Below are 22,598 nucleotides of genomic sequence, written 5' to 3'. Positions count from 1 at the left end.
TCATGATTAAAGCACTTGTCATCGGAGACCCAATCGATCATTCCTTATCACCTGTCATGCAAGAGGCCGCATTTCAGCAAACAGGTATTTCTGGAGCATATGAAAAAAAACGTGTGCCTTCTGATGAATTAGAGGCGTTCGTTAATTTTTTGAAAGATAGTCACTATGCAGGATGCAACATTACCATCCCTCACAAAGTATCGATTCTTCCATTTTTGGATGAGATTGATGAGGAAGCAAAAGAGATAGGCGCTGTTAACACAGTCGTAAATAAAGATGGGAAATTGATTGGATATAACACAGACGGCAAAGGATTCTTACTGAGTTTAAAAGAAAAGATCAGAAAGCCGCTTTCAGATCTAAACGTTCTGTTGATCGGTGCTGGCGGAGCTGCTCGATCTATCGCTTATGCTCTAAGTAAAGAAGGGCCAAAATATATGGCGATAGCGAATCGTTCAGAAGGACGTCTTCGTTCTTTATTAAAAGATTTGAAGGATGAGCGTATAGAAGGTATGTCTTTACAAAGAGCTGAAGAAAATCTTGCTCGTTTTGATGTGTTAATCAACACGACTAACGCAGGTATGCACCCAGATACTGAGTCGGTTCCGCTTAACCTTAACTTGCTGAAGACAGGCGCAGTAGTGAGTGATATCGTATATAATCCGCTAACAACAAGATGGCTTAAAGAAGCTGAGGAAAAAGGCGCTACTACTGATAATGGTGTATCTATGCTCGTTATGCAAGGAGCTATGGCATTTGAAAAGTGGACAGGTACTTTTCCAGATACAAATAATATGAAACAAGTCGTTATGGAACAACTTAGGAGGTAACTATGCTTACAGGTAAACAAAAACGTTTTTTACGATCAAAGGCACACCATATTCAACCTATCTTTCAGGTTGGTAAAGGTGGAGTTAATTCAAATCTAGTCAAGCAGGTTGACGAAGCACTCGAAGCGAGAGAGCTAATAAAAGTTAGCGTCCTTCAAAACTGTGAAGATGATAAGGATACAGTAGCGTCACAACTTTCTTCTGGTTCAAAATCTCAGTTAGTACAAGTGATCGGAAGCACGATCGTACTTTACAAAGAATCGGTCAATCAAAAACGCATCCAACTCCCTTAAGGAGTGACATTGGTATGAATAGACATATTGGACTTTTTGGAGGCACGTTTAATCCACCACATATCGGACATCTGCTTATTGCTCAAGAGGCATTAACTCAATTGCATTTAGATGAAGTGTGGTGGATGCCATCCTCTACGCCCCCTCATAAGGAAAAAGACAATGAAGTCTCTGATATGCAGCGAATCGAAATGGTTCAGAAAGCTATTGGTAACAATGAGCAATTTTCCCTTTCTTTGCTTGAGTTTGAGAGAAGTGGACCTTCATATACTATTGATACGATACGCCTCTTGAAGGATAAATATCCACAAGAAAACTTCACTTTTATAATGGGTGGAGATATGGTTCATTCATTAAGCAGCTGGCACAAAATTGAAGAGTTGAAAGACCTTATTGATTTTGCGGGTGTTGGTCGTGCGGGATATGCCGTTGATCATCATTGGGAGAGGTATCGAGTAAAGCATGTAGAAGTACCTATTATCGAGATCTCTTCCTCATTTATCCGTAATCGATCACGTGCGGGTCATAATATTCGTTACTATGTCTCAGATGAGGTCTGGAATCATATAAAGGAGAACCACCTTTATGGAACGAACTAAAGCACTTGAAATAGTGAAAAAACAGCTTACAGAGCACCGTTTTATCCATACGTTAGGAGTGGAAGAAACAAGTCTTGCCCTCGCGAAGAAATATGGAGTCGATCCTAAAAAAGCAGAAACCGCCGCCATATTTCATGATTATGCTAAATTTCGGCCAAAAGAAGAAATGAGAGATATCGTACGAAACGAAGGACTTTCACAAGATTTGTTGTACTATGGAAATGAAGTATTGCATGCACCTGTTGGAGCGTTTTTAGTTGAAAAAGAAGTTGGAGTAACAGACAGCGACGTTTTAAGTGCTATCTATTACCATACAACAGGTCACGGAGCGATGACTGAGCTTGAAAAAGTGATATTTTTAGCAGATTACATCGAACCGAACCGTCAGTTCCCAGGAGTGGAAAGTGTTAGAGAGATGGCAGAAAATAATCTTGATCAAGCTTGTTTGATGGCCGTTAAAAACACGATCACTTTTTTAATGAAACAGAATCAAAAAATCTATCCACTCACGTTTGAAGCGTATAACGGATTGCTTCAAGAGATTAAACTACAAAAATAAGAAGGAGTGCACTGGATGAACGTAAAAGAGCTTATGGAATTGGTCGTAAAGACCGCTGATGATAAAAGAGCAGAGAACATTGCCGTGTTAGATATGGAAGGAATCTCGCTTGTAGCAGATTACTTTGTTATCTGTCATGGTAATTCTGAGAAACAAGTCCAAGCCATTGCAAGGGAACTGAAAGATGTTGCCATAGAGAATGATATTCAGATTCGCCGAATGGAAGGCTATGACCATGCAAGATGGGTTTTAATCGATTTAGCAAATATCGTAGTTCATGTATTTCATCGTGATGACCGCAGTTATTATAACCTTGAGAAATTATGGGGAGATGCCAATAAGATAGATGTAGATCCTATCATTGCCCCACAACAAAACTTATAGATGAGTTATCAGCGATTTGCCTATCTATATGATGAGTTGATGGAGGATGCTCCATACGATGAATGGCTTAACTTTGTTAAAACATCCGCCTCAAAACATTTAGAAAGTGGAAAGCGTTTTTTAGATGTGGGTTGTGGTACGGGTTCAATGACGATTCTACTCGCGAAAGAAGGCTTTGATGTTACCGGGGTTGATCTTTCTTCAGACATGTTGATGGTCGCTAAGGAAAAAGCTGAAGCTGAAAAGGTTAACCTTTCCCTTTTTCAGCAAGATATGCGAGAGTTAGAAGGATTAGGAGTATATGATTGCGTCACGATATTATGTGATTCGCTTAATTACATCTTAACTGAGGAAGATGTGAAACGTACTTTTCTTTCAGCGGGTAGTCACCTGAAAACAGGAGGACTTCTCCTATTTGATGTACATTCTTTACATAAGATCAATGAAATCTTTATTGGACAAACCTTCGGAAGTAACGAAGAGAATCTTTCTTACATATGGCAGTGCTACCAAGGCGACCTTCAAAATAGTGTAGAACATGACTTATCATTTTTTATTCAAAATGGGGATCATTACGAACGATATGATGAACTTCATACACAAAGAACTTTTTCTATTGAGGACTATTGTAATTGGTTAAAAGAATGCGGATTCGAACACTTAGATGTCACAGCTGATTTTAATGAAAATGGACCGACTGAGGAAAGTGAACGGATTTTATTCGTTGCGAGAAAAAGATAAAAATGATGAAAAAGACAGCCAATGTGCTGTCTTTTCTTTTAGGAAACGGTACAATTATCCATAAAGATTTACTACTTTTTTACAGAATCAGGTGATGTGTATGTTGGATCAAGATCCATTGTTTAAGAACAACATTTTAGAGACGATCATTGACAGCGCTTATGAATGGATTGTCGTTGTTGATCATGAAGGGATCGTCCGGTATATGAATAAAACATACTGCGAGTTTTTAGATGAAAATCCTAAGTATGTGGTAGGAAAGCATGTTACAAAAGTTATTGAAAACACAAGAATGCACAAAGATGTTTTACAAGGAAAAGTTGAAATTGCGGATCTACAATTTATTAGAGGGAACTACATGATAGCAAACCGTATTCCAATCCTAAATGAAGGAAAAGTAATCGGAGCTGTAGGAACTGTAATATTTAGGGATACAGAGCAATGGAAAAGGATGAACTCTCATATTAAAGCGCTTCTTCATGAACTCAATTTTTATAAAAAAGAGTGGGAAGAAATAAATGGTGCCACTTATACGCTAAATGATTTTGCGGGAACTTCAGCAGAAGTTCAAAAAGTAAAAAAACATGTGAAAAATATTGCCAGTGGAGATCTATCCGTATTGATCCGCGGAGAGAGCGGAACAGGAAAAGAGTTGCTTGCCCATAGCATTCATCAATTAAGTGAAAGAAGTGGAAAGCCCTTTATAAAACTGAATTGTGGTGCAGTGCCAGAGCATTTGTTTGAATCTGAGCTATTCGGCTATTCGGAAGGAGCATTTACAGGAGCAAAAAAAGGCGGGAAATTAGGTAAGTTTCAACTTGCAGACGGAGGCACTCTATTTTTGGATGAGATTGGGGACCTTCCTCAAAGTATGCAAATAAAATTGCTGCGTGTCCTTCAGGAAAAAGAAGTAGAGCCTGTAGGAGCTGTTCAACCCCAAAAAGTAAACGTGCGAGTGATCGCTGCTACAAATCGCTCATTAGAAGGATTGATCAATGAGAATAAGTTTCGTGAAGACTTGTTTTATCGGATAAATGTCCTGCAAATCCAAATACCTCCGCTTCGTGAGAGAAAAGAAGATATATGGCCTCTCGCAGAAAATTTTATCCGATTGAACTGTGCTGAAACAGGTAAAAGAATCCTTAGTATTGATCAAGATGTAAAAGAAGCATTCTTAGAATACAGCTGGCCAGGCAATGCGAGAGAACTTAAAAATTTTGTTGAGGCAGGCATCCAACTTACCCATAGTGATAGATTATCGTTAGATGTTTTTCCGGATTTTCTAAAAGAAAAGCTCGGAATCAATAAGAAGCAGATGACACTCAAAGAACATCTTCAAGAAACAGAAAAAAATGTGATCGCTTACTATTTAGAGAAGATGAACGGGGATATTATGCAAGTCGCTAAACATCTAGGCATTGGAAAGACAAACCTATATGATAAGATTAAAAAATATAACATTCGTTAATCTAATCTTCTATTCCGAAAAAACGGAACACCCTTCCGGATTTTCGGAATGATTCATTTTATTAATTAAATGAGATTTCCAAATGTCATCTATGTTATATTCTAACTTTCTATAATCACAAAGTTTAAGTATCGATATTATTTTTCCGTTTTTCCGGAAAAATAATAGGATGATGTATACCCCTTATACGTTCTGAAGTTGGCATGAAACTTGCAAATGAATTATAGGGTGTAAATGATATGGAAAGGTGATGATGCTAAAAAAATGAAAGCGCTTCAAAAATGTTAAATGGATAGAATGGGGGAATTTGAAAAAATGGACATTATTATTATTTTATTAGCTTTATTCTTCTTAATGTTCGTAGCTTACAGAGGATTCAGCGTTATTTTATTCGCGCCGATCGCTGCGTTGTTTGCTGTATTGCTTACTGAACCTGGTCACGTATTGCCTTTTTTCTCAGGAGTGTTCATGGAGAAAATGGTTGGTTTTATTAAACTCTATTTCCCGGTCTTCTTACTAGGGGCGATTTTCGGGAAAGTTATTGAAATGTCAGGATTTGCAAAATCGATCACTCAGTTTGTCATCAAACTGATCGGACCTGCTAGAGCAATGCTTGCAATCGTACTTGTTGGGGCAATTTTAACGTATGGTGGGGTCTCTCTGTTTGTTGTTGCTTTTGCTCTCTACCCGTTTGCATCTGAACTTTTTAAACTTGCTGATATTCCTAAAAGACTCATACCGGGTACGATTGCGTTAGGTGCTTTTACTTTTACAATGGACGCTTTTCCAGGGAGTCCGCAAATTCAAAATATTATTCCTACATCTTTCTTCGGAACAACAACATGGGCTGCACCGTGGCTCGGGTTTATCGGAGGAATGTTTGTTTTCATATTGGGTATGATCTACCTTGAGTGGAGACGTAGACAAGCGGCTGCAAAAGGTGAAGGATACGGAACAGGACATACCAATGAGCCTGAAAAGCTAGATTCTGAAAATCTACCAAATGCTTTCATAGCGATTCTTCCGCTTATTCTAGTAGGAGTGTTCAATAAATGGTTCACCGTCTTAATTCCACAGTATTACGGTAAGACGTTTGATTTTTCTGCTATTGGTATGAAGAACGTGCCTGAGATTCAGATCCCATCACTTGCTGCTGTATGGGCAGTTGAAGGAGCTTTGATCATTGGTATCGTTACAGTTCTTTTGTTCTCTTTCAAGAGAATTAAAAACAACTTTAATAAAGGAATTAATCTCTCCATTGGCGGAGCGTTACTGGCAACATTAAATACAGCATCAGAGTATGGATTTGGTGGTGTGATCGCAGCACTTCCTGGCTTTACTGCAGTAAACTCAGCGATGTCGAATACGATTAAAGACCCGTTGATCAATGAAGCGGTTACGACTACGACGTTAGCAGGTATTACAGGATCAGCGTCTGGCGGGATGAGTATTGCACTCGCAACGATGAGTGAAACGTATATCGCACAAGCAGACAAACTAGGAATTGATACAGAAGTACTTCACCGTGTTGCTTCTATGGCGAGTGGCGGAATGGATACACTCCCTCACAACGGTGCTGTTATTACGTTGTTAGCCGTTACAGGTTTAACTCACAAACAGGCATATATCGATATTTTTGCTATGACGATCATTAAAACGATAGCCGTGTTTGTAATCATTGGTTTGTATTACGGATTTGGTATCGTTTAAACCATTATTCTAAAAAAGGAGTAATAATTCCATGAGAGCGTTTGTTGAGGGGAAAGTTGTTTTTATTACAGGAGCAGCCAGTGGAATCGGTTTGCAGTTAGCAAAGGCTTTTGCTGAACAAGGAGCAAAAGTCGTGATCAGTGATTTGAATGATGAGAAAGCAAAGGAATCTGCACAACTGTTGGCTCAAGATGGTCTTGAAGCAATCGGACTTGGCTGTAATGTGACCACGGAGGAAGATATAACAAAAGCGTTGGACGAAACACTGAAACAATTCGGACGCATCGATGTGCTCATCAACAATGCAGGATTGCAGTATGTATCTCCACTTGAAGAATTCCCGACTGAGAAATTCCAGCAATTGATCAGTGTCATGCTTACCGCTCCATTTATAGCAACTAAACATGTGTTTCCAATCATGAAGAAACAACGGTTCGGACGCATCATCAACATGGCGTCCATAAATGGGCTTGTAGGTTTTGCGGGGAAATCTGCTTACAACAGTGCGAAGCATGGAGTTATTGGTTTAACAAAGGTGGCTGCCTTAGAAGGTGCATCACATGGAATAACGGTAAATGCGGTTTGTCCTGGATATGTTGACACACCTCTTGTAAGAGGGCAATTAGAAGATCTGGCGAAAACGAGAAACGTAGAGTTAGAAAAAGTTTTGGAAGAAGTAATCTATCCTCTTGTTCCACAAAAAAGATTGTTAGATGTTCAGGAAATTGCAGATTACGCACTCTTTCTTTCAAGTGAGAATGCGAAAGGTGTTACAGGGCAAGCGATTGTGATCGACGGAGGATATGTCGCACAATAAACGATAGATAATTTATTGACATTCACTATATTTAGTGTCAAAGTATATAGTACAAACCTATATATGGAGAATTCAGGTGCCGGAATATCCGGCTGAAAAGGGAATTCGGTGCAATGCCGAAGCTGTCCCCGCAACTGTAATTGTGGACGAAATGGAATAGCCACTGTACGGATCAGTTATTTATAATGACTGCTGTATGGGAAGGCCCAAAGTAGGAAGAAGCAAAAGCCAGTAGACCTGCCTGAAGACTCCTATTTTCTTTTCCTCGGGGATTGGGAGAAAGAACAGCGGCTGTTTTATGCGGATGATTGTCCGTCGAAATACACGTCATTCTTTCACCCTCTTCCTGATGGAAGAGGGTTTTTATTATGACTAGGGAGTGTATTTAATATGAAAATGACAACTGAAAACTCTTTACTCGGGGAGTGGTTAAGGAGTTGTGTCGAAAATTTTCCGAACATACAAGCTGAAACTTTTCTAAAAAATGCTGAGAAAATGGAAACTCATACAGGAGTGTCAAGTTCACTTTACAGACAGTTAATCATGGAAGCTTTAAATGGATTAAATGCAGAAGAGCCACAGTGGACATTTGTGGCATCGCAAATCTATTTAAAGCAATTATATGAAGAAGTCATGATCAATCGTGCTGAAGCAGAAAAACGTCCATATACGAACCTTTATGGCTTGATCTCTAAGTTAGTAAGTTTGAATATCTATGATGATACCATTCTATCTGCGTACTCTAAGGAAGAGTTGGAGAATGCTGAAAACATGATAGACCCTACGAGAGATAAGCTATTTACATACATCGGGCTCAAAACGCTTGCTGATCGATATTTGGCAAAAGGGTTCAATCACGAAATTTATGAATTGCCACAAGAACGCTGGATGCTGATCGCTTTGTTTTTAATGAGAGACGAGAATCCAACGAATAGACTTCAATTAGTCGAAGAAGCATACTGGGCGCTCTCGAACCTTTATATGACGGTTGCCACTCCGACTTTAGCGAATGCAGGCAAGAGTTATGGGCAGCTTAGTTCTTGTTTTATTGATACGATCGACGATAGTTTAAGAGGGATCTTTGATTCTAATACAGATGCTGCAACTGTTTCGAAAGGTGGCGGCGGACTTGGTATCTATCTCGGTAAGATTAGAGCAAGAGGTTCTGACATAAGAGGATTCAAAGGAAACTCATCAGGTGTAATACCATGGATGAAGCAGTTAAATAACACGGCCGTTTCTGTAGATCAGCTTGGACAGAGACAAGGTGCGATTGCAGTCTACCTGGATATTTGGCATAAAGACATCTTGGAGTTTTTAGATGCAAAGTTAAACAATGGTGATGAACGAATGAGAACGCATGACCTTTTTACAGGTGTGTGTCTGCCAGATCTTTTCATGGAGCGCGTGGAAAAACGAGAGGATTGGTATCTGTTCGATCCTCATGAGGTAAGAAAAATCAAAGGCTATTCGTTAGAAGATTTCTATGATGAAACGGTTGGGTCAGGAAGCTTTAGAGAAAAATATACCGATTGTGTAGAGGATGAGAGACTTTCAAAAAAATCCATTCCTGCTATTGAGATCATGAAACGGATCATGAAGTCGCAACTTGAAACCGGAACACCGTTCATGTTCTATCGAGATACTGTAAACCGCTTAAATCCGAATTCTCACAAAGGGATGGTCTATGCATCTAATCTGTGTACAGAGATTATGCAAAACATGTCTGCAACGGTTGTCACTTCAGAGGAGGCAGAGGATGGAGAAATTGTCATCAGAAAAACGCCAGGAGACTTTGTCGTCTGTAATCTGTCATCTCTTTCTCTTGCTAAAGTGATCAATGATCAAGTGTTAAAGAGAGTCATTGATATTCAAATCCGAATGCTAGATAACGTTATTGATCTAAATCGCATAGATGTACCTCAAGCAGAACTTACAAATAAGAAATATCGTGCGGTCGGTGTAGGTACGTTTGGATGGCACCACCTTTTAGCAAAAGAGGGAATCAAGTGGGAAAGTGAAGAAGCTGTTTCGTACGCTGATAACCTTTATGAAATTATTAATTTTCATGTAATCAACGCTAGTTGTGAGCTTGCGAGAGAAAAGGGGAGATATCCGGCATTTTCAGGTTCAGATTGGGAGACAGGAAACTACTTTTCGAAGCGTAACTATTCCTCTGAAGAATGGAGTAGTCTAAAAAAACGAGTTAATATGCACGGCTTAAGGAATGGATACCTCATTGCGGTTGCACCGAATTCATCAACGTCGATCATCGCAAATTCGACATCGAGTGTAGATCCTATATTTAAAAAATTCTATTCAGAAGAAAAAAAGAATTACAAAATACCTGTAACCGCTCCTGACTTGAATGCAGACACAACTTGGTTTTATAAATCTGCGTTCTTAATCGATCAAACATGGAGTATTGAACAGAACGCAGCTAGGCAGAGACACGTGGATCAGTCCATTTCGTTTAATCTTTATGTCAATCACAATATAAAGGCAAAGGATCTGTTACACTTGCATATGCTCAGCTTTAAAAAAGGATTGAAGACTACGTATTATACCCGATCTACGTCGATTGAGTTAGAAGGATGTGAAAGCTGTGAAAGTTAAAGAGGTAGAACTACTCAAAGAGAGAAAAATCTATGATGTGGAAGCTCCTAATCGATCTACAGGTATCATAAATGGTAAGAGTTCTAATATTCTAAACTGGGACGATGTGAGATATAAATGGGCTTACCCTTTATATAAGAACATGTTAGCCAATTTTTGGACACCGTTTGAAATAAATATGTCGAGTGACAGCAAACAATATGTTAGCTTGAGCGAAAAAGAACAAGATACATTTAATAAAATCATAGGGTTATTGGCATTCTTAGATAGTGTTCAAACGGATTATTCAAGCAAAGTAGCAGCCTACTTAACAGATTCAAGTCTTGCTGCACTCATGGCCACGCTATCGTTTCAAGAAGTCGTTCATAATCAGTCATATTCATATGTGTTGTCCTCTTTAGTACCGAAGTCCAAGCAGGATGAGATATTTGAATACTGGAAAACAGATGCTGTGCTAAGAGAGAGGAATGATTTCATTGTTGAAGGCTATGAGGAGTTCCTTCATAATCCTACGCCTCAATCCTTTTTGAAATCTATTATTTACGACGTGATTCTTGAAGGATTAAATTTTTATTCTGGTTTTAGCTTCTTCTATAATTTGGCCAGAAATCAAAAGATGGTCTCGACTTCAACGATGATCAACTATATTAATAGGGATGAGCAGCTGCATGTTTATCTGTTTACGCAAATTTTTAAAGCCGTAATAGAAGAAGATCCGCATTTAAGAGATGAAGAGCTGGAGATGTTTGCGAAAAACACGTTTCAGCGAGCGGCGGAGCTCGAGATCAAATGGAGTAAGTATATAATAGGAAATTCATTTGAGGGCATCCATGAATCCGATTTAGAAGCTTATATTAAATTCATGGCGAATAAACGATTGAACGAATTAGGATTTAACAAGCTTTATCCAGAATACAATAAAAATCCACTTCCTTGGATAAAGGCTTATTCTGATGTGAATTCTGGAAAAAGTGATTTTTTTGAACAGAAATCGAGACAATATACTAAAGTTTCTGATGAAAATGGTTTCGATGAACTATAGAAAGCCGGGATCTAGGTCCCGGCTTTCTTTTTTTAGATGTTTTATAATGACGATAGAAATTACTTAAGCTCTTCTTTCACTTCAAACTGCTGACTCACTTTATCACATTCTTCATGATATTTTTCATGTGTACGTTTAATGACATGATCGAATACTTCATCGACCTCATTGCTCAGAATCTTAATGCCTTCTCCTGTAATACCGCCTTTTACGCATACCTTTTGAATGAGTGTAGGCAACGTATAAATATCTTTCTCAAGTAGTTTCCCCATTCCGATGATCATATCGCTTGCCAGTTGAGTGGCCTGAGCTTTAGTGATTTCAGTTTGATCGACTGCTGAGTTAATAAAGCATTGCAGGACATAACCGATAAACGCAGGACCGCAGCTTGCGATATCAGAAGAGATACGAGTGATATTTTCATCGATAACAAGAGGTGTAGAGATATAGCTCATTAAAGAAAGCAGCTTTTCTTTGTAATCAGCGTGGCATCTTTTTCCGAATGATACAAGTGATGATCCAGCTAGTGCCCGGTTATTGATGCTCGGAATAGCTCTTGCAATATTGCAATCTAGTAGATCTTCCAACTGTTCACAGGAAATAGGACTCGTAATAGAAACGAGCAACTGATGTTTAGAGATGGAGCTTTTATTGCTAGATAGCAACGAATAAAACTCGTGTGGCTTCACACATATGAACACAATTTCAGCAAAACGGAAAACTTCTTCAGGATTATTTCCAACCTTCATTTTTGGATAGACATTCTGCAGCCTCTCAGCTTTAGACAGAGTGCGGTTAGTGACCATGAGCCTTGATGGCGAAATGGCTGAAGATTCGATAAAAGAAGAAGCAAGAACGCTTCCCATATTTCCGGTTCCGATAATTCCAACCTTCATATCTGAACCTCCTTCCTCTACGTTCAAATTTATGCACGCAGTGTATCAAATATGTTTTTTTGCAAGTTCAAGCCTAGTTAAGAAGGTGAATTTATGGAAAAGTTAAAGCGGCATATGAACTGGATTATTGGTGGTGGTATACTGCTCATCCTTGCAATAATTGTATCTCTATTCAATTATTTTCAAAGTGAACCAAATATGCCTATAACTTCACAAACACCTATACAAATGGAACCGGAATCGCCAATTCACACTGATAAGCCTAAACGAAAGAAGGAAGATAAGATCCAAAAAGAGACTGAAATTATGGTCGATGTTCAGGGAAGTGTAAAGCGTCCAGGCGTATACGAGTTGAAAGAAGGAGACCGAGTGTTGGATGCTATACAGATGGCAGGGGGCTTTAAAGATGGAGCGGAGGTTCGTTCGGTCAATCAAGCGTTAAAAATTTCCGATGAGATGATCGTGTATGTAGCTGAGAAAGGTGAAAAGTATGAGTTGCAGCCAGCATCAAGTAATCCTGTGGAAGAAAACAGCACGCTAGTTAACATCAATTCTGCTGATGAAACGGTGCTCCAAACTCTAAATGGAGTGGGTCCTGCAAAAGCGCAAAGCATTATCTCCTATCGTGAAGAGAATGGTCCTTTTACCTCCTTAGAACAGTTATTAGAAGTAAGAGGAATAGGAGAGAAGACGATTGAACAATGGAAAGATCAAATTCGTTTTGATTAAGGGTTTTTATTGACCCATTAAAATACGAATACTACACTTAGGATATAGAAATAGAGGAGGCGTTTAGCGTTGCAGCGAATATCGTGGAACGAATATTATATGGCACAGAGCCAATTGCTTGCACTTAGAAGTACGTGCACCAGATTAGCTGTAGGAGCAACGATCGTAAGAGATAAACGGATTATCGCTGGAGGGTATAATGGCTCGATCTCAGGTGGTGTTCATTGTATTGATGAAGGCTGCTATGTAATAGATGGTCATTGTGTAAGGACCATTCATGCAGAGATGAACGCTCTACTGCAATGCGCGAAGTTTGGTGTACCGACAGAAGGTGCCGAAATGTACGTGACGCACTTTCCTTGTTTGCATTGTTGCAGATCAATCATTCAAAGCGGTATAAAAAAAATCTATTATGGTCAGGACTATAAAAATCATCCCTATAGCATTGAACAGTTTAAAGAAGCGGGAGTAATCGTTGAGAAAGTGGAGATGAACTTCTTACCTTCAACATTTCTTACTCATAAAGCATGAACCCTAGACATGCTGTCCTGAGTGCATGCTCTGCATTTTATGGGATCTGGCTTTCTCAGAACCCTTCGATAACCGGGTTAGTTGTTACGGCTTTCCTGGTTATCGTTATGGTTTTACAGATCAGAAAAAAATCAGTATACATCCTCGTTTTTCTCCCAATCTTCTTTATTTATTCTCAGTACGATAACACTAAAAGTTTCTCAAAGCTTCCAGAGGAACAAATGATATTCTCAGGCAAGGTAAAATCAATCCCAAAAATAGACGGAAACCTACTAAGTTTTGAACTTGTAACCTTTGATGAAACGATTGTTGTTCATCATAAAATTAAATCAGCAGATGAAAAGGACCAGCTCAGAAATCTACGTATAAATTTGACGTGCACTTTAAAGGGGAAACTTCAGGAACCCAGGCGGAATAGCCATTTTTATGGAATGGATTATCGTGAGTATTTGAGGAACAACAATATCTATTGGACCTTAAGAACGACTGAGTTTGATTTGGATCACTGTAAAGAAGCAGATGATCCAAGTGTTCTTGAACAAATAAATACTTGGAGAAGCAAGAGTATTAAAGAGTTAGAAAGTCATTTCTCTAAAAATACAGCAGGGTTGATGAACGCCTTACTTTTTGGTTATAGAGATGGAATAGAAGCAGAAACACTTCAGCATTATCAAGGACTAGGACTGACGCATCTATTAGCAGTCTCAGGATTCAATGTTGGAATTGTAACTTACTTCTTGTATTTATTGCTTGTTCGGCTAGGGGTGATAATAGAAGTAGCCTACACCCTAATCATTCTCTTCTTGCCGATCTACATTGTTCTAACAGGAGCTGAGAGCTCCATTATAAGAGCGGGTATGATGGGCATGATTGTAATAGTAATCATGATGTTTAGAAGAAGAGTGCACCCTGTGACCCTCTTGTCATTTGTATGTATCGGGATGCTGAGCTACGATCCTTCATCTGCTTTAGACCTTGGATTTCAACTTTCTTTTTTAATGACCTTCGTTTTGATCACTTCTGTATACGTTCTTGAAAACTCTTCAGCTATTGTATTGCTTATCATGACTTCTTTTATCTGTTCCTTATTTTCCTTTCCGATTATTCTTTATCACTTTTTTGAGTTTTCCTTATTGTCGATTCCCTTCAATGTCATATACATTCCTTTCGTATCGATGGTTTTGTTCCCTATTTCTTTTTTTATTCTGATACTTTCTCTGTCTGTACCAAAAGCTATTCTTATTGTTAAAGAGATTATAGAATACTTGTTTAATTTTTCAGTCTTGTTCATGGAAAAGGCACAATTTCTTAAGATGTCTATTGTTTTAGGAAGACCAGATCATTGGATATTTGTACTGTATTTTGTTGCGATAGTCTACTTTCTATATAAGTGGGAAATAAGTAAGCGTATCAGCATAGTGATCACTATTCCGTTTCTCTTGATCTGTTTCATTCATTGGGGACTGCCATATGTGAATCCAAAAGCAACGGTATCTTTTATTAATGTAGGACAAGGCGATAGTATTCTCATTGAGCTACCCTACAGAAAAGCAGTATATTTGATTGATACTGGCGGCTCTGTTTCCTTCGATCAAGAGGATTGGGAAAAAAGAGAGGTAGGATATGACGTTACGAAAGAGGTAGTATATCCGTTCTTAAAAGCGAGAGGTATTCGACATTTAGATGGATTGATCATTACTCATGGAGACTTGGATCATGCTGGTGGAGGAGAGTTTTTGCTCGATAATATTAAAGTTAACAATGTTTTTTTACCTCTTAAACAAACAGAAAATAACATTGAGACACTTATTCAAACCGATGCAACAAGAAACAATATAAATGTGGTAAAGCTGGCAAAAGGTATGCAGTGGGAATCGGCACACACGCTATTTTTAGTTTTACATCCTGGAGTCAAAGAAAGTACCTCAAATAATAACTCTATCGTTCTCTGGGTGAAGGTGTACGATCGTACATTTTTATTTACAGGTGATATAGAAGAAGAAGCTGAGACTGAGGTAATAAATAGTTTTCCAAGAATAAAGTCTGATGTCCTCAAGGTCGGTCATCATGGAAGTATGACATCTTCAACTGAATCTTTCTTAGACAGTGTTTCTCCTCGATATGGAATTATATCTGCAGGCGAAAATAACATGTATGGCCATCCTGCTCTAGAAGTTTTGAAGAGGTTAAGGGAAAGAGGTATTTTCATTTTTCGGACAGATCAACATGGTGATATTTCATTTGTGGTAGATAAAGCAGGGTTAAAAGTTATAACTGCACAATAAAAAAAGGACCGAAACAATTCGGTCTTTTTTTTATGTATTATGCGATTGCTTTTAGAATGACTCCGATGGCGAAGATTACCGTAAAGAATCCAAATGATACAACAAAGCCCATGCCGGAATCAATAAGGTCGTTACGCTTACTCTGTACATCTTTTTCGAAATGGTTCATGTGACAACCCTCCTAATCCATCCTTAGTATACGTTATCATTTTTAAAAAATCCATACTGAAAATGCTTTCTTTTATGTGTTTTATCTAAAACTTACCAAAGATGAGATTCGTTGTCACCAATATTTTAAAAATGCATAGGATATCCTATTAAAGCTAGCCTCGAACGATTATATCGTTTTGGTGTTAGTGTTTATCATAAATGAAGGAACAGACATATGCGCTGTTCCTTCTTTTGCTTGCAAATGCCCTTAGTTCCTCATAGGATAAGAGATAGAGGTGAAAAAGGTGCTTACAGTAGAAACGTTAAAAAAGAAGATTAAGAACAAAGAGACATCTCCGATCTATCTGATTTGGGGCACGGAAACATATTTAGCGGAAGAAGCTATACAAACCATATCAAGCCTTTTGTCTCCTGATGAAAAGGACTTTAACTTAAGTGTACATAATTTGGATGAAATCTCGGTTCAAGAAATAATGGAAGACGCAGAAACAATGCCGTTCTTGGGAGAACGTCGCGTTGTCGTTATAAAGAACGCAACATTTTTAACTGCTGCTAAAGAAAAAACAAAAATCGAACACGATTTCAAAGTTTTTGAACAATACATACAAAATCCTGCAGATTATACAACGTTAGTCATTGTAGTTCCTCACGAAAAGCTCGATGAAAGAAAGAAGATAGTAAAACAGGTAAAAGCGCAAGCCGAAGTGATTCAGGTTTCAGGGCTTAGTAATGATACCGCTGAAAAATGGCTTCAAAAAGAAGCTGTGAATTTAGAGGTCTCCATCGATGGAGAAGCGATACAACTGCTTCTATCAAGGCTAGGTACACATATGGCTGTACTAGCAAAAGAAATGGAAAAGATGGCACTCTTTGTAGGTGAGAATGGAGTTATCACAAAGAAAACCGTGGATTCATTAGTGGCTAGAACTCTTGAAGATGACGTGTTTGCATTAGTTGATCATGTGGTGCATAAAAGAACAGAACAAGCTCTTAGAAGCTTTTATGATCTTATGAAACAAAATCAAGAGCCGATTCAAATCCACGCTTTGATTACGAGGCAATTTAGAATGATTAACGGTGTTAAAGAACTGCAGAAGAAAGGATATGGAGAAAAGCAAATTGCTTCTTCACTAAAATTACATCCTTACGCAGTAAAGTTGGCTGCAAAGCATGCCAATCGATTTCATGAAGTTTTTCTTCGTAACTGTCTGAATGAATTTGCAGAAACTGATTATAAATTAAAAACGGGCCAGATGGACAAAGTACTTTTACTGGAGTTGGAAATCGTAAAACTCTCACAAGGCTCATGAGTGTGTCTCAAAACCTCTTTTCAGACATTGAAAAAGAGGTTTTTTTTATGAATAAGAAATTTTTGCATACTTTGTAGGTGAAGGGTGAGGGTATAAAAAGCTGATTATTTGACTAGATATGACGACTCGCCGAATTAAGCTAAAAACTCGCCGTATTAACGCCTAAATTTTTAGAATTGATACTGAAAAATCTTGTATTAATGAGGTATAAGTGGCACATGAATGAACTCCATAATGTAACAGTTTCGATGTACAAACATACTAAAAGCCAGCTCATCTGCTTAAGATGAGCTGGCTTTTATAAAAAGTTCTGCAAAATAAAAAAACGACCTATTGGTGTAAGGCCGTTTTTCGGGTTTCATCCTTCAATTTATGCGTTAACACCGTTTAAAGCCTTAGCAAGACGAGACTTTTGGCGAGAAGCTGCATTTTTGTGGATAAGTCCTTTGTTTGCTGCTTTGTCAATCTTCTTAGAAGCAGTAACAAAAGCTGCTTGAGCACCTTCTGCATTGTTTGAAGCTGCAAGTGCTTCAAAGTTTTTGATAGCAGTACGCATGCCAGACTTTAGTGAAGCGTTGTGTGCACGACGCTTTTCGTTAGTTTTTACACGTTTAATCGCTGATTTAATATTAGCCAATCCATTCACCTCCCTAAATGAACCATGAGCAACAAAATTACTTTCCGTTGCAAAAAATAGGACACAAAGTATTCTATCAAAATCGCCCTCTAAATGCAATACAAGAATGAAAAGGAAGAGTTGCGGCAAAAATAATACAAAGGAAGGTGGTAGATTATGGGTAAGGATTTAGACTTGTCAGCCTATTCAGTGCGAACGGATTTGGCTATTGAAGCGCACGATATGTTATTAAAAGAAGATGAAGTTGTTAATAAAAGCACGCTAGAGGGTGTCATTATACATGAAAAAGATAGAGATGGTATCAAGATCGTTAGAGTAGAGATCGACGAAAAGGGAGCAGAGACTACCGGGAAAAAGGCAGGCGTGTATGTCACTTTTGAAGTTCAAGGAATTCGTGAAAAAGATTCAAAACTTCAAGAACGCGTACAAGAAGTATTTGCGCATGATTTTAATTCATTCTTAATAGAACAAGGCATCAAACAGGATGACACTTGTCTCGTTGTGGGGTTAGGGAATTGGAATGTAACGCCAGATTCTTTGGGACCTTTAGTTGTTGAAAATTTGACGATCACAAAGCACCTGTTCGAGTTAGCTCCCGAAAACGTTGAAGAGGGCTTTCGACCGGTCTGTGCGATTTCGCCTGGAGTAATGGGCATTACAGGTATAGAAACGAGTGATATCATCGATGGTATCGTAAAAAAGGCAAATCCGGACTTTGTCATTGCAATCGATGCGCTAGCTTCTCGTTCGATTGAAAGAGTGAATGCTACGATTCAGGTTTCAAATACAGGTATCCATCCGGGATCGGGTGTTGGAAACAAGCGTAAAGAGCTTAGCAAAGAAACGTTAGGTATACCGGTTATCTCTATAGGCATTCCCACAGTTGTTGATGCGGCAACGATCACAAGTGATACGATCGATTTTATCCTCAAGCACTTTGGGCGTGAGATGAATGAGAAGGATAAACCTTCTAAATCCCTCTTGCCAGCGGGTATGACGTTTGGGGAAAAGAAAGTACTTACTGACGATGATTTGCCAGAGGAAGATCATCGTAAATCGTTCTTAGGAATTGTTGGTGTCTTAGAAGAAGATGAAAAGCTTCGATTGATTCGTGAAGTGCTTGCGCCGATCGGACATAACTTGATGGTCACACCTAAAGAAGTTGATGTGTTTATTGAGGACATGGCTAATGTTTTGGCGAATGGTTTAAATACAGCTCTTCATGGTGGAATCGATCAAGGAAATACTTCTGCTTATACACATTAAGTTTTAGTCATGTTTGGACAAGCTTGTGCATAAATTGAAATCGTATATCCCCACATGGAGGAATGATCATGACAAAATTTATGTTAAAGTGTTTCGGACTGGTAACTATTCTTTTATTTGGGGTTTTATTTGGTATTCAAAAAGCACACTTTGAAATGGATGAGCTAAAAGGCTCTTCACAAGAAAGTGTTGAATCAAGTTCAAATCCTTCAATCAAACAAGAAGAAACGAAACAAAACCCTGCCTCAGCAACAAGTCATGATATAAAAGCGAAACAAGAAACGTTAAGTAAAATAGATTCGTTCAATGTGTTTTCAGCACTTGGACAAAGACTTACATCGTGGATTTCATCAGCTTTTGGTGTCATGATCTCTATATTTGGTGTTATCATTAGTGAGATGCTAGCTGTATTTTCACCCTAGAACCATAGAGGATTCTATCCTTTATCGGTTCTTTTTGTTTAAATGACTTTCACCATTCACCATAGAATTTAAAAATGATCAAAATGAACAGAATAAAATTTTGTAAAAAGTTACTATGAACGTAAAACGCGCCTTCACCCTATTTTTTTAGGTTGTGATTGAAACAGATACTTTGTATTGCTATAATCAAAGCTAGTGACTTTTCCTAAAATTGTAGGAGTGAACGTATAATGAATAGAGAAGAAAAATTAAAAAGACAAGCTAAGATCAGGAATTTCTCCATAATTGCACATATTGACCATGGGAAATCCACTTTAGCGGACAGAATTTTGGAAGAAACGAGTGCACTAACACAGCGTGAGATGAAAGAGCAGCTGTTAGACTCGATGGATCTTGAACGTGAACGTGGAATAACGATTAAATTGAATGCCGTTCAGCTTCAATATAAAGCTAAAGATGGCGAGATTTATACGTTCCACTTAATTGATACCCCAGGACATGTAGATTTTACATACGAAGTGTCTAGAAGCTTAGCAGCCTGCGAAGGAGCATTGCTTATCGTGGATGCTGCTCAAGGGATTGAAGCACAGACGCTCGCAAACGTGTATCTCGCACTTGAGAACGATCTAGAGATATTACCGGTTATCAACAAGATCGATCTGCCAAGTGCAGAGCCTGAACGTGTGCGTCAGGAGATTGAGGATGTTATCGGACTGGATGCGTCAGAGGCAGTACTTGCTTCAGCTAAAGCGGGTATCGGTATTCAAGATATTCTTGAACAGATCGTAGCAAAAGTACCGGCGCCACCTGGTGATCCGGAAGGGCCGTTAAAAGCACTTATCTTTGACTCTCTTTATGATCCATATAGAGGTGTTGTTACGTATATTCGAGTAGCTGAAGGTACAGTAAAAGTCGGCGATAAGATTAAGATGATGGCGACAGGTAAAGAGTTTGAAGTACTTGAGCTTGGGGTGTTTACACCAAAAGCGGTTCAAAAAGACTTTTTAACGGTTGGTGATGTAGGATTCTTAACCGCTTCGATCAAAAATGTTGGAGACACACAAGTCGGGGATACGATAACGAGTGCAGTAAAAGGCGCATCTGAACCTCTGCCTGGTTATAGAAAGATGAACCCGATGGTTTACTGCGGATTATATCCAGTAGACACAGCGAAATATAACGATCTTCGTGAAGCGTTAGAACGATTAGTGTTAAATGATTCTGCTCTTCAATATGAGCCAGAAACATCTCAAGCACTTGGTTTTGGTTTCCGTTGCGGATTCTTAGGACTGCTTCACATGGAGATCATCCAAGAGCGTATCGAGCGTGAGTTCAACATCGACTTGATCGCGACAGCTCCGAGTGTTATCTACAATGTTACGATGACGGATGGAGAGAAGATCATTGTTGATAACCCGGCGAACATGCCAGAAGCACAGAAGATTTCTGTAGTTGAAGAACCTTATGTTAAAGCATCTATCATGACGCCGAACGATTATGTTGGTACGATTATGGAGATCTGTCAAAAGAAACGCGGTATCTTCATGACGATGGATTATTTAGAAAACAACCGTGTAAATGTCTTATATGAGATTCCTCTTTCAGAGATCGTGTATGATTTCTTTGATCAGTTGAAATCGAGTACGAAGGGATATGCATCTCTTGACTATGAATTGATTGGTTATAAACCATCTAAGCTGGTTAAAATGGAAATATTACTGAACAACGAGAAGATCGATGCACTGTCTGTAATCGTTCATAAAGATTTTGCATATGAGCGTGGAAAGGTAGTCGTTGAAAAGCTGAAAGAGCTTATTCCGCGTCAGCAGTTCGAAGTGCCGATCCAAGCGGCAATCGGACAGAAGATTGTGGCTCGTTCAAACATTAAAGCATTACGTAAGAACGTTTTGGCTAAATGTTACGGTGGAGATATCTCTCGTAAGCGTAAGCTTTTAGATAAGCAAAAAGAAGGTAAGAAGCGTATGAAGACCATCGGTCGAGTAGACGTTCCGCAAGAAGCGTTCATGGCGGTTCTTCGTATGGATGATACAAATAATAACAACAAATAAAAAGCAACTTAAGACCGCGAAGGCAATTCTAGCGGTCTTTCCTAATTTATGAGACAAAAAGGCGGTGAACATCTTGCTAAAAGCGGCGTATCTGCATATTCCATTCTGTGTACAAATTTGTCATTATTGCGATTTTAACAAGATATTTATTCATCAGCAGCCAGTGGATGAATATCTACAATCTATGAAAAAAGAGATGATTCATACAACGACGAGATTCAAGGATTATGAGATGGAAACCATCTTCGTAGGTGGTGGAACACCAACTTCTTTGAGCGAACAGCAGCTGCAGACGTTCTTGAGTGATGTGAATGAAGTGCTAGGTAACAGATCTCTAAAAGAATTCACTGTTGAAGCGAACCCAGAGCAGACAACAAAAGAAAAAATTGCAGTTTTAAAAGAGAATGGAGTTAACAGGCTAAGTGTTGGCGTTCAAGCTTTCCAGTCTTCTTTGTTAAAAAAATTAGGCAGAACACATAACAAAGAAGATATCTATTCTACGGTTAGAGAGGCAAAAAAAGCAGGTATTGATAACATGTCGATCGACCTCATGTTTGGATTACCAGGCCAAACGATGGATATGTTTAAGGAATCGGTAGATGAAGCATTAGCATTAGATGTTCCTCACATTTCTTCTTATTCGCTGCAGATCGAAAAGAAAACCGTTTTTTATAACTTGGCTCAAAAAGGAAAGTTGACTCTTCCGGAGCAAGAGCTTGAAGCTGCCATGTATGAATATTTAATTGAGGCACTTGATAAAAAAGGTTTCAAACAATATGAGATCAGCAATTTTGCAATTCCAGGGTTTGAGAGCAAGCATAATCTCCAATACTGGAACAATAACGAATATTTTGGTATAGGTGCTGGGGCTCACAGTTATGTTGAAGGAACAAGAAGAAGAAATGCGGGTCCACTAAAACAATATATGAACTTGGTCGCGGAACATGGTTTTCCGTATATCGAAGAACATCAGGTTCCACTATCTGAAAAGATGGAAGAAGAAATGTTCATGGGCCTTCGGAAACAGGAAGGTGTTTCTGATACGACGTTTATGAGTCGATATGGCAGATCCATGTTTGATATTTATAAAGAACCTATTCAAAGACTCATTCAAAAAGGCTGGCTAGAACAGCGAGAAGACACGCTCGTTTTAACCAAGGATGGAAGACCATTAGGCAACGAAGTCTTCCAAGAATTTATTGGTGTAGTTTTAGATTGACAAC

General features: G+C 38.7%; 22 protein-coding genes and 1 riboswitch. Of the genes, 19 read left to right on the top strand and 3 right to left on the bottom strand.

All coding sequences use genetic code 11. The features are described from left to right. The first annotated feature begins 2 nt into the window (after nt 1–2). The 11 genes from aroE to IHV10_RS19265 all read left to right on the top strand — a co-directional run bounded on the left by aroE (nt 3) and on the right by IHV10_RS19265 (nt 11,059). A complete protein-coding gene (aroE, locus tag IHV10_RS19315) occupies nt 3–830 on the top strand; it encodes a shikimate dehydrogenase (RefSeq protein WP_197133327.1) in 828 nt (275 codons plus the stop codon). 2 nt (nt 831–832) lie between these two features. Then, nucleotides 833–1,123, top strand: a complete 291-nt coding sequence (gene yhbY, locus IHV10_RS19310) for a ribosome assembly RNA-binding protein YhbY (RefSeq protein ID WP_197133323.1) — start codon at nt 833–835, stop codon at nt 1,121–1,123. Between the two features lie 14 nt (nt 1,124–1,137). Beyond that, on the top strand, nt 1,138–1,722 hold the full coding sequence (locus IHV10_RS19305) for a nicotinate-nucleotide adenylyltransferase (RefSeq protein WP_197133320.1): 585 nt from the start codon (nt 1,138–1,140) through the stop codon (nt 1,720–1,722). Continuing rightward, nucleotides 1,709–2,281 (top strand): bis(5'-nucleosyl)-tetraphosphatase (symmetrical) YqeK, encoded by a 573-nt coding sequence (gene yqeK, locus IHV10_RS19300; RefSeq protein ID WP_197133317.1) that lies wholly within the window; start codon nt 1,709–1,711, stop codon nt 2,279–2,281. Before IHV10_RS19305 ends, yqeK begins: the two co-directional genes overlap by 14 nt. A 15-nt stretch (nt 2,282–2,296) precedes the next feature. Further along, nucleotides 2,297–2,665, top strand: coding sequence for a ribosome silencing factor (gene rsfS / locus IHV10_RS19295; RefSeq protein ID WP_197133299.1), 369 nt, complete (start codon nt 2,297–2,299; stop codon nt 2,663–2,665). Then, nucleotides 2,666–3,406 (top strand): class I SAM-dependent DNA methyltransferase, encoded by a 741-nt coding sequence (locus IHV10_RS19290; RefSeq protein ID WP_197133283.1) that lies wholly within the window; start codon nt 2,666–2,668, stop codon nt 3,404–3,406. Nucleotides 3,407–3,506: 100 nt separating this feature from the next. Beyond that, a complete protein-coding gene (locus IHV10_RS19285; RefSeq protein ID WP_197133280.1) occupies nt 3,507–4,874 on the top strand; it encodes a sigma-54 interaction domain-containing protein in 1,368 nt (455 codons plus the stop codon). 315 nt (nt 4,875–5,189) lie between these two features. Further along, entirely contained in the window at nt 5,190–6,584 is a 1,395-nt protein-coding gene (locus tag IHV10_RS19280) for a GntP family permease (protein WP_197133277.1), read from the top strand. A 31-nt stretch (nt 6,585–6,615) separates the two neighbouring features. Further along, nucleotides 6,616–7,401 carry a 3-hydroxybutyrate dehydrogenase gene (locus IHV10_RS19275; protein ID WP_197133274.1) on the top strand — a complete coding sequence of 262 codons (786 nt, stop codon included), beginning with the start codon at nt 6,616–6,618 and terminating at the stop codon, nt 7,399–7,401. Between the two features lie 57 nt (nt 7,402–7,458). Then, a riboswitch (cobalamin riboswitch) is annotated at nt 7,459–7,660 on the top strand. A 131-nt stretch (nt 7,661–7,791) separates the two neighbouring features. After that, nucleotides 7,792–10,017, top strand: a complete 2,226-nt coding sequence (locus IHV10_RS19270) for a ribonucleoside-diphosphate reductase subunit alpha (protein WP_197133271.1) — start codon at nt 7,792–7,794, stop codon at nt 10,015–10,017. Further along, the gene (locus IHV10_RS19265) at nt 10,007–11,059 is read left to right on the top strand and encodes a ribonucleotide-diphosphate reductase subunit beta (protein ID WP_197133268.1); all 1,053 of its coding nucleotides are present in this window, start codon (nt 10,007–10,009) and stop codon (nt 11,057–11,059) included. Before IHV10_RS19270 ends, IHV10_RS19265 begins: the two co-directional genes overlap by 11 nt. Before the next feature lie 59 nt (nt 11,060–11,118). Here IHV10_RS19265 and comER read toward each other — a convergent pair whose 3' ends face one another. Next, nucleotides 11,119–11,955 carry a late competence protein ComER gene (gene comER, locus IHV10_RS19260; protein ID WP_197133265.1) on the bottom strand — a complete coding sequence of 279 codons (837 nt, stop codon included), beginning with the start codon at nt 11,953–11,955 and terminating at the stop codon, nt 11,119–11,121. Between the two features lie 93 nt (nt 11,956–12,048). Here comER and IHV10_RS19255 point away from each other — a divergent pair, with 93 nt between their 5' ends. The 3 genes from IHV10_RS19255 (at nt 12,049) to IHV10_RS19245 (ending at nt 15,500) form a co-directional block, all read left to right on the top strand. Next, nucleotides 12,049–12,684 (top strand): helix-hairpin-helix domain-containing protein, encoded by a 636-nt coding sequence (locus IHV10_RS19255; protein WP_197133262.1) that lies wholly within the window; start codon nt 12,049–12,051, stop codon nt 12,682–12,684. A 69-nt stretch (nt 12,685–12,753) separates the two neighbouring features. Then, on the top strand, nt 12,754–13,215 hold the full coding sequence (locus IHV10_RS19250; protein WP_066396327.1) for a ComE operon protein 2: 462 nt from the start codon (nt 12,754–12,756) through the stop codon (nt 13,213–13,215). Then, nucleotides 13,212–15,500: a DNA internalization-related competence protein ComEC/Rec2 gene (locus IHV10_RS19245; protein ID WP_255552091.1), complete on the top strand. Its 2,289-nt coding sequence runs from the start codon at nt 13,212–13,214 to the stop codon at nt 15,498–15,500. Before IHV10_RS19250 ends, IHV10_RS19245 begins: the two co-directional genes overlap by 4 nt. 37 nt (nt 15,501–15,537) lie before the next feature. Here IHV10_RS19245 and IHV10_RS19240 read toward each other — a convergent pair whose 3' ends face one another. After that, nucleotides 15,538–15,669: a YqzM family protein gene (locus IHV10_RS19240; protein WP_082820577.1), complete on the bottom strand. Its 132-nt coding sequence runs from the start codon at nt 15,667–15,669 to the stop codon at nt 15,538–15,540. A 286-nt stretch (nt 15,670–15,955) separates the two neighbouring features. Between IHV10_RS19240 and holA the strand changes: the two genes are divergently transcribed. Continuing rightward, a complete protein-coding gene (gene holA, locus IHV10_RS19235; RefSeq protein ID WP_197133257.1) occupies nt 15,956–16,981 on the top strand; it encodes a DNA polymerase III subunit delta in 1,026 nt (341 codons plus the stop codon). 370 nt (nt 16,982–17,351) lie between these two features. On the opposite strand, the gene rpsT is transcribed toward holA, so the two are convergent. After that, on the bottom strand, nt 17,352–17,618 hold the full coding sequence (gene rpsT / locus IHV10_RS19230) for a 30S ribosomal protein S20 (protein WP_066291124.1): 267 nt from the start codon (nt 17,616–17,618) through the stop codon (nt 17,352–17,354). A gap of 156 nt (nt 17,619–17,774) precedes the next feature. Here rpsT and gpr point away from each other — a divergent pair, with 156 nt between their 5' ends. The 4 genes from gpr (at nt 17,775) to hemW (ending at nt 22,594) form a co-directional block, all read left to right on the top strand. Continuing rightward, nucleotides 17,775–18,884: a GPR endopeptidase gene (gpr, locus tag IHV10_RS19225; RefSeq protein ID WP_197133253.1), complete on the top strand. Its 1,110-nt coding sequence runs from the start codon at nt 17,775–17,777 to the stop codon at nt 18,882–18,884. 68 nt (nt 18,885–18,952) lie between these two features. Then, nucleotides 18,953–19,306, top strand: a complete 354-nt coding sequence (locus IHV10_RS19220; RefSeq protein WP_197133250.1) for a DUF3679 domain-containing protein — start codon at nt 18,953–18,955, stop codon at nt 19,304–19,306. 230 nt (nt 19,307–19,536) lie between these two features. After that, nucleotides 19,537–21,375, top strand: a complete 1,839-nt coding sequence (gene lepA / locus IHV10_RS19215) for a translation elongation factor 4 (RefSeq protein WP_066396318.1) — start codon at nt 19,537–19,539, stop codon at nt 21,373–21,375. Nucleotides 21,376–21,448: 73 nt separating this feature from the next. Next, the gene (gene hemW / locus IHV10_RS19210; RefSeq protein WP_197133247.1) at nt 21,449–22,594 is read left to right on the top strand and encodes a radical SAM family heme chaperone HemW; all 1,146 of its coding nucleotides are present in this window, start codon (nt 21,449–21,451) and stop codon (nt 22,592–22,594) included. The last annotated feature ends 4 nt before the right edge of the window (nt 22,595–22,598 follow it).

Source organism: Fictibacillus sp. 5RED26, assembly GCF_015903895.1.
Taxonomy (GTDB): Bacteria; Bacillota; Bacilli; order Bacillales; family Fictibacillaceae; genus Fictibacillus; species Fictibacillus phosphorivorans.
The sequence above is the reverse complement of the archived record's forward strand: the minus strand, read 5'-3'. Positions and strand labels throughout refer to the sequence as shown.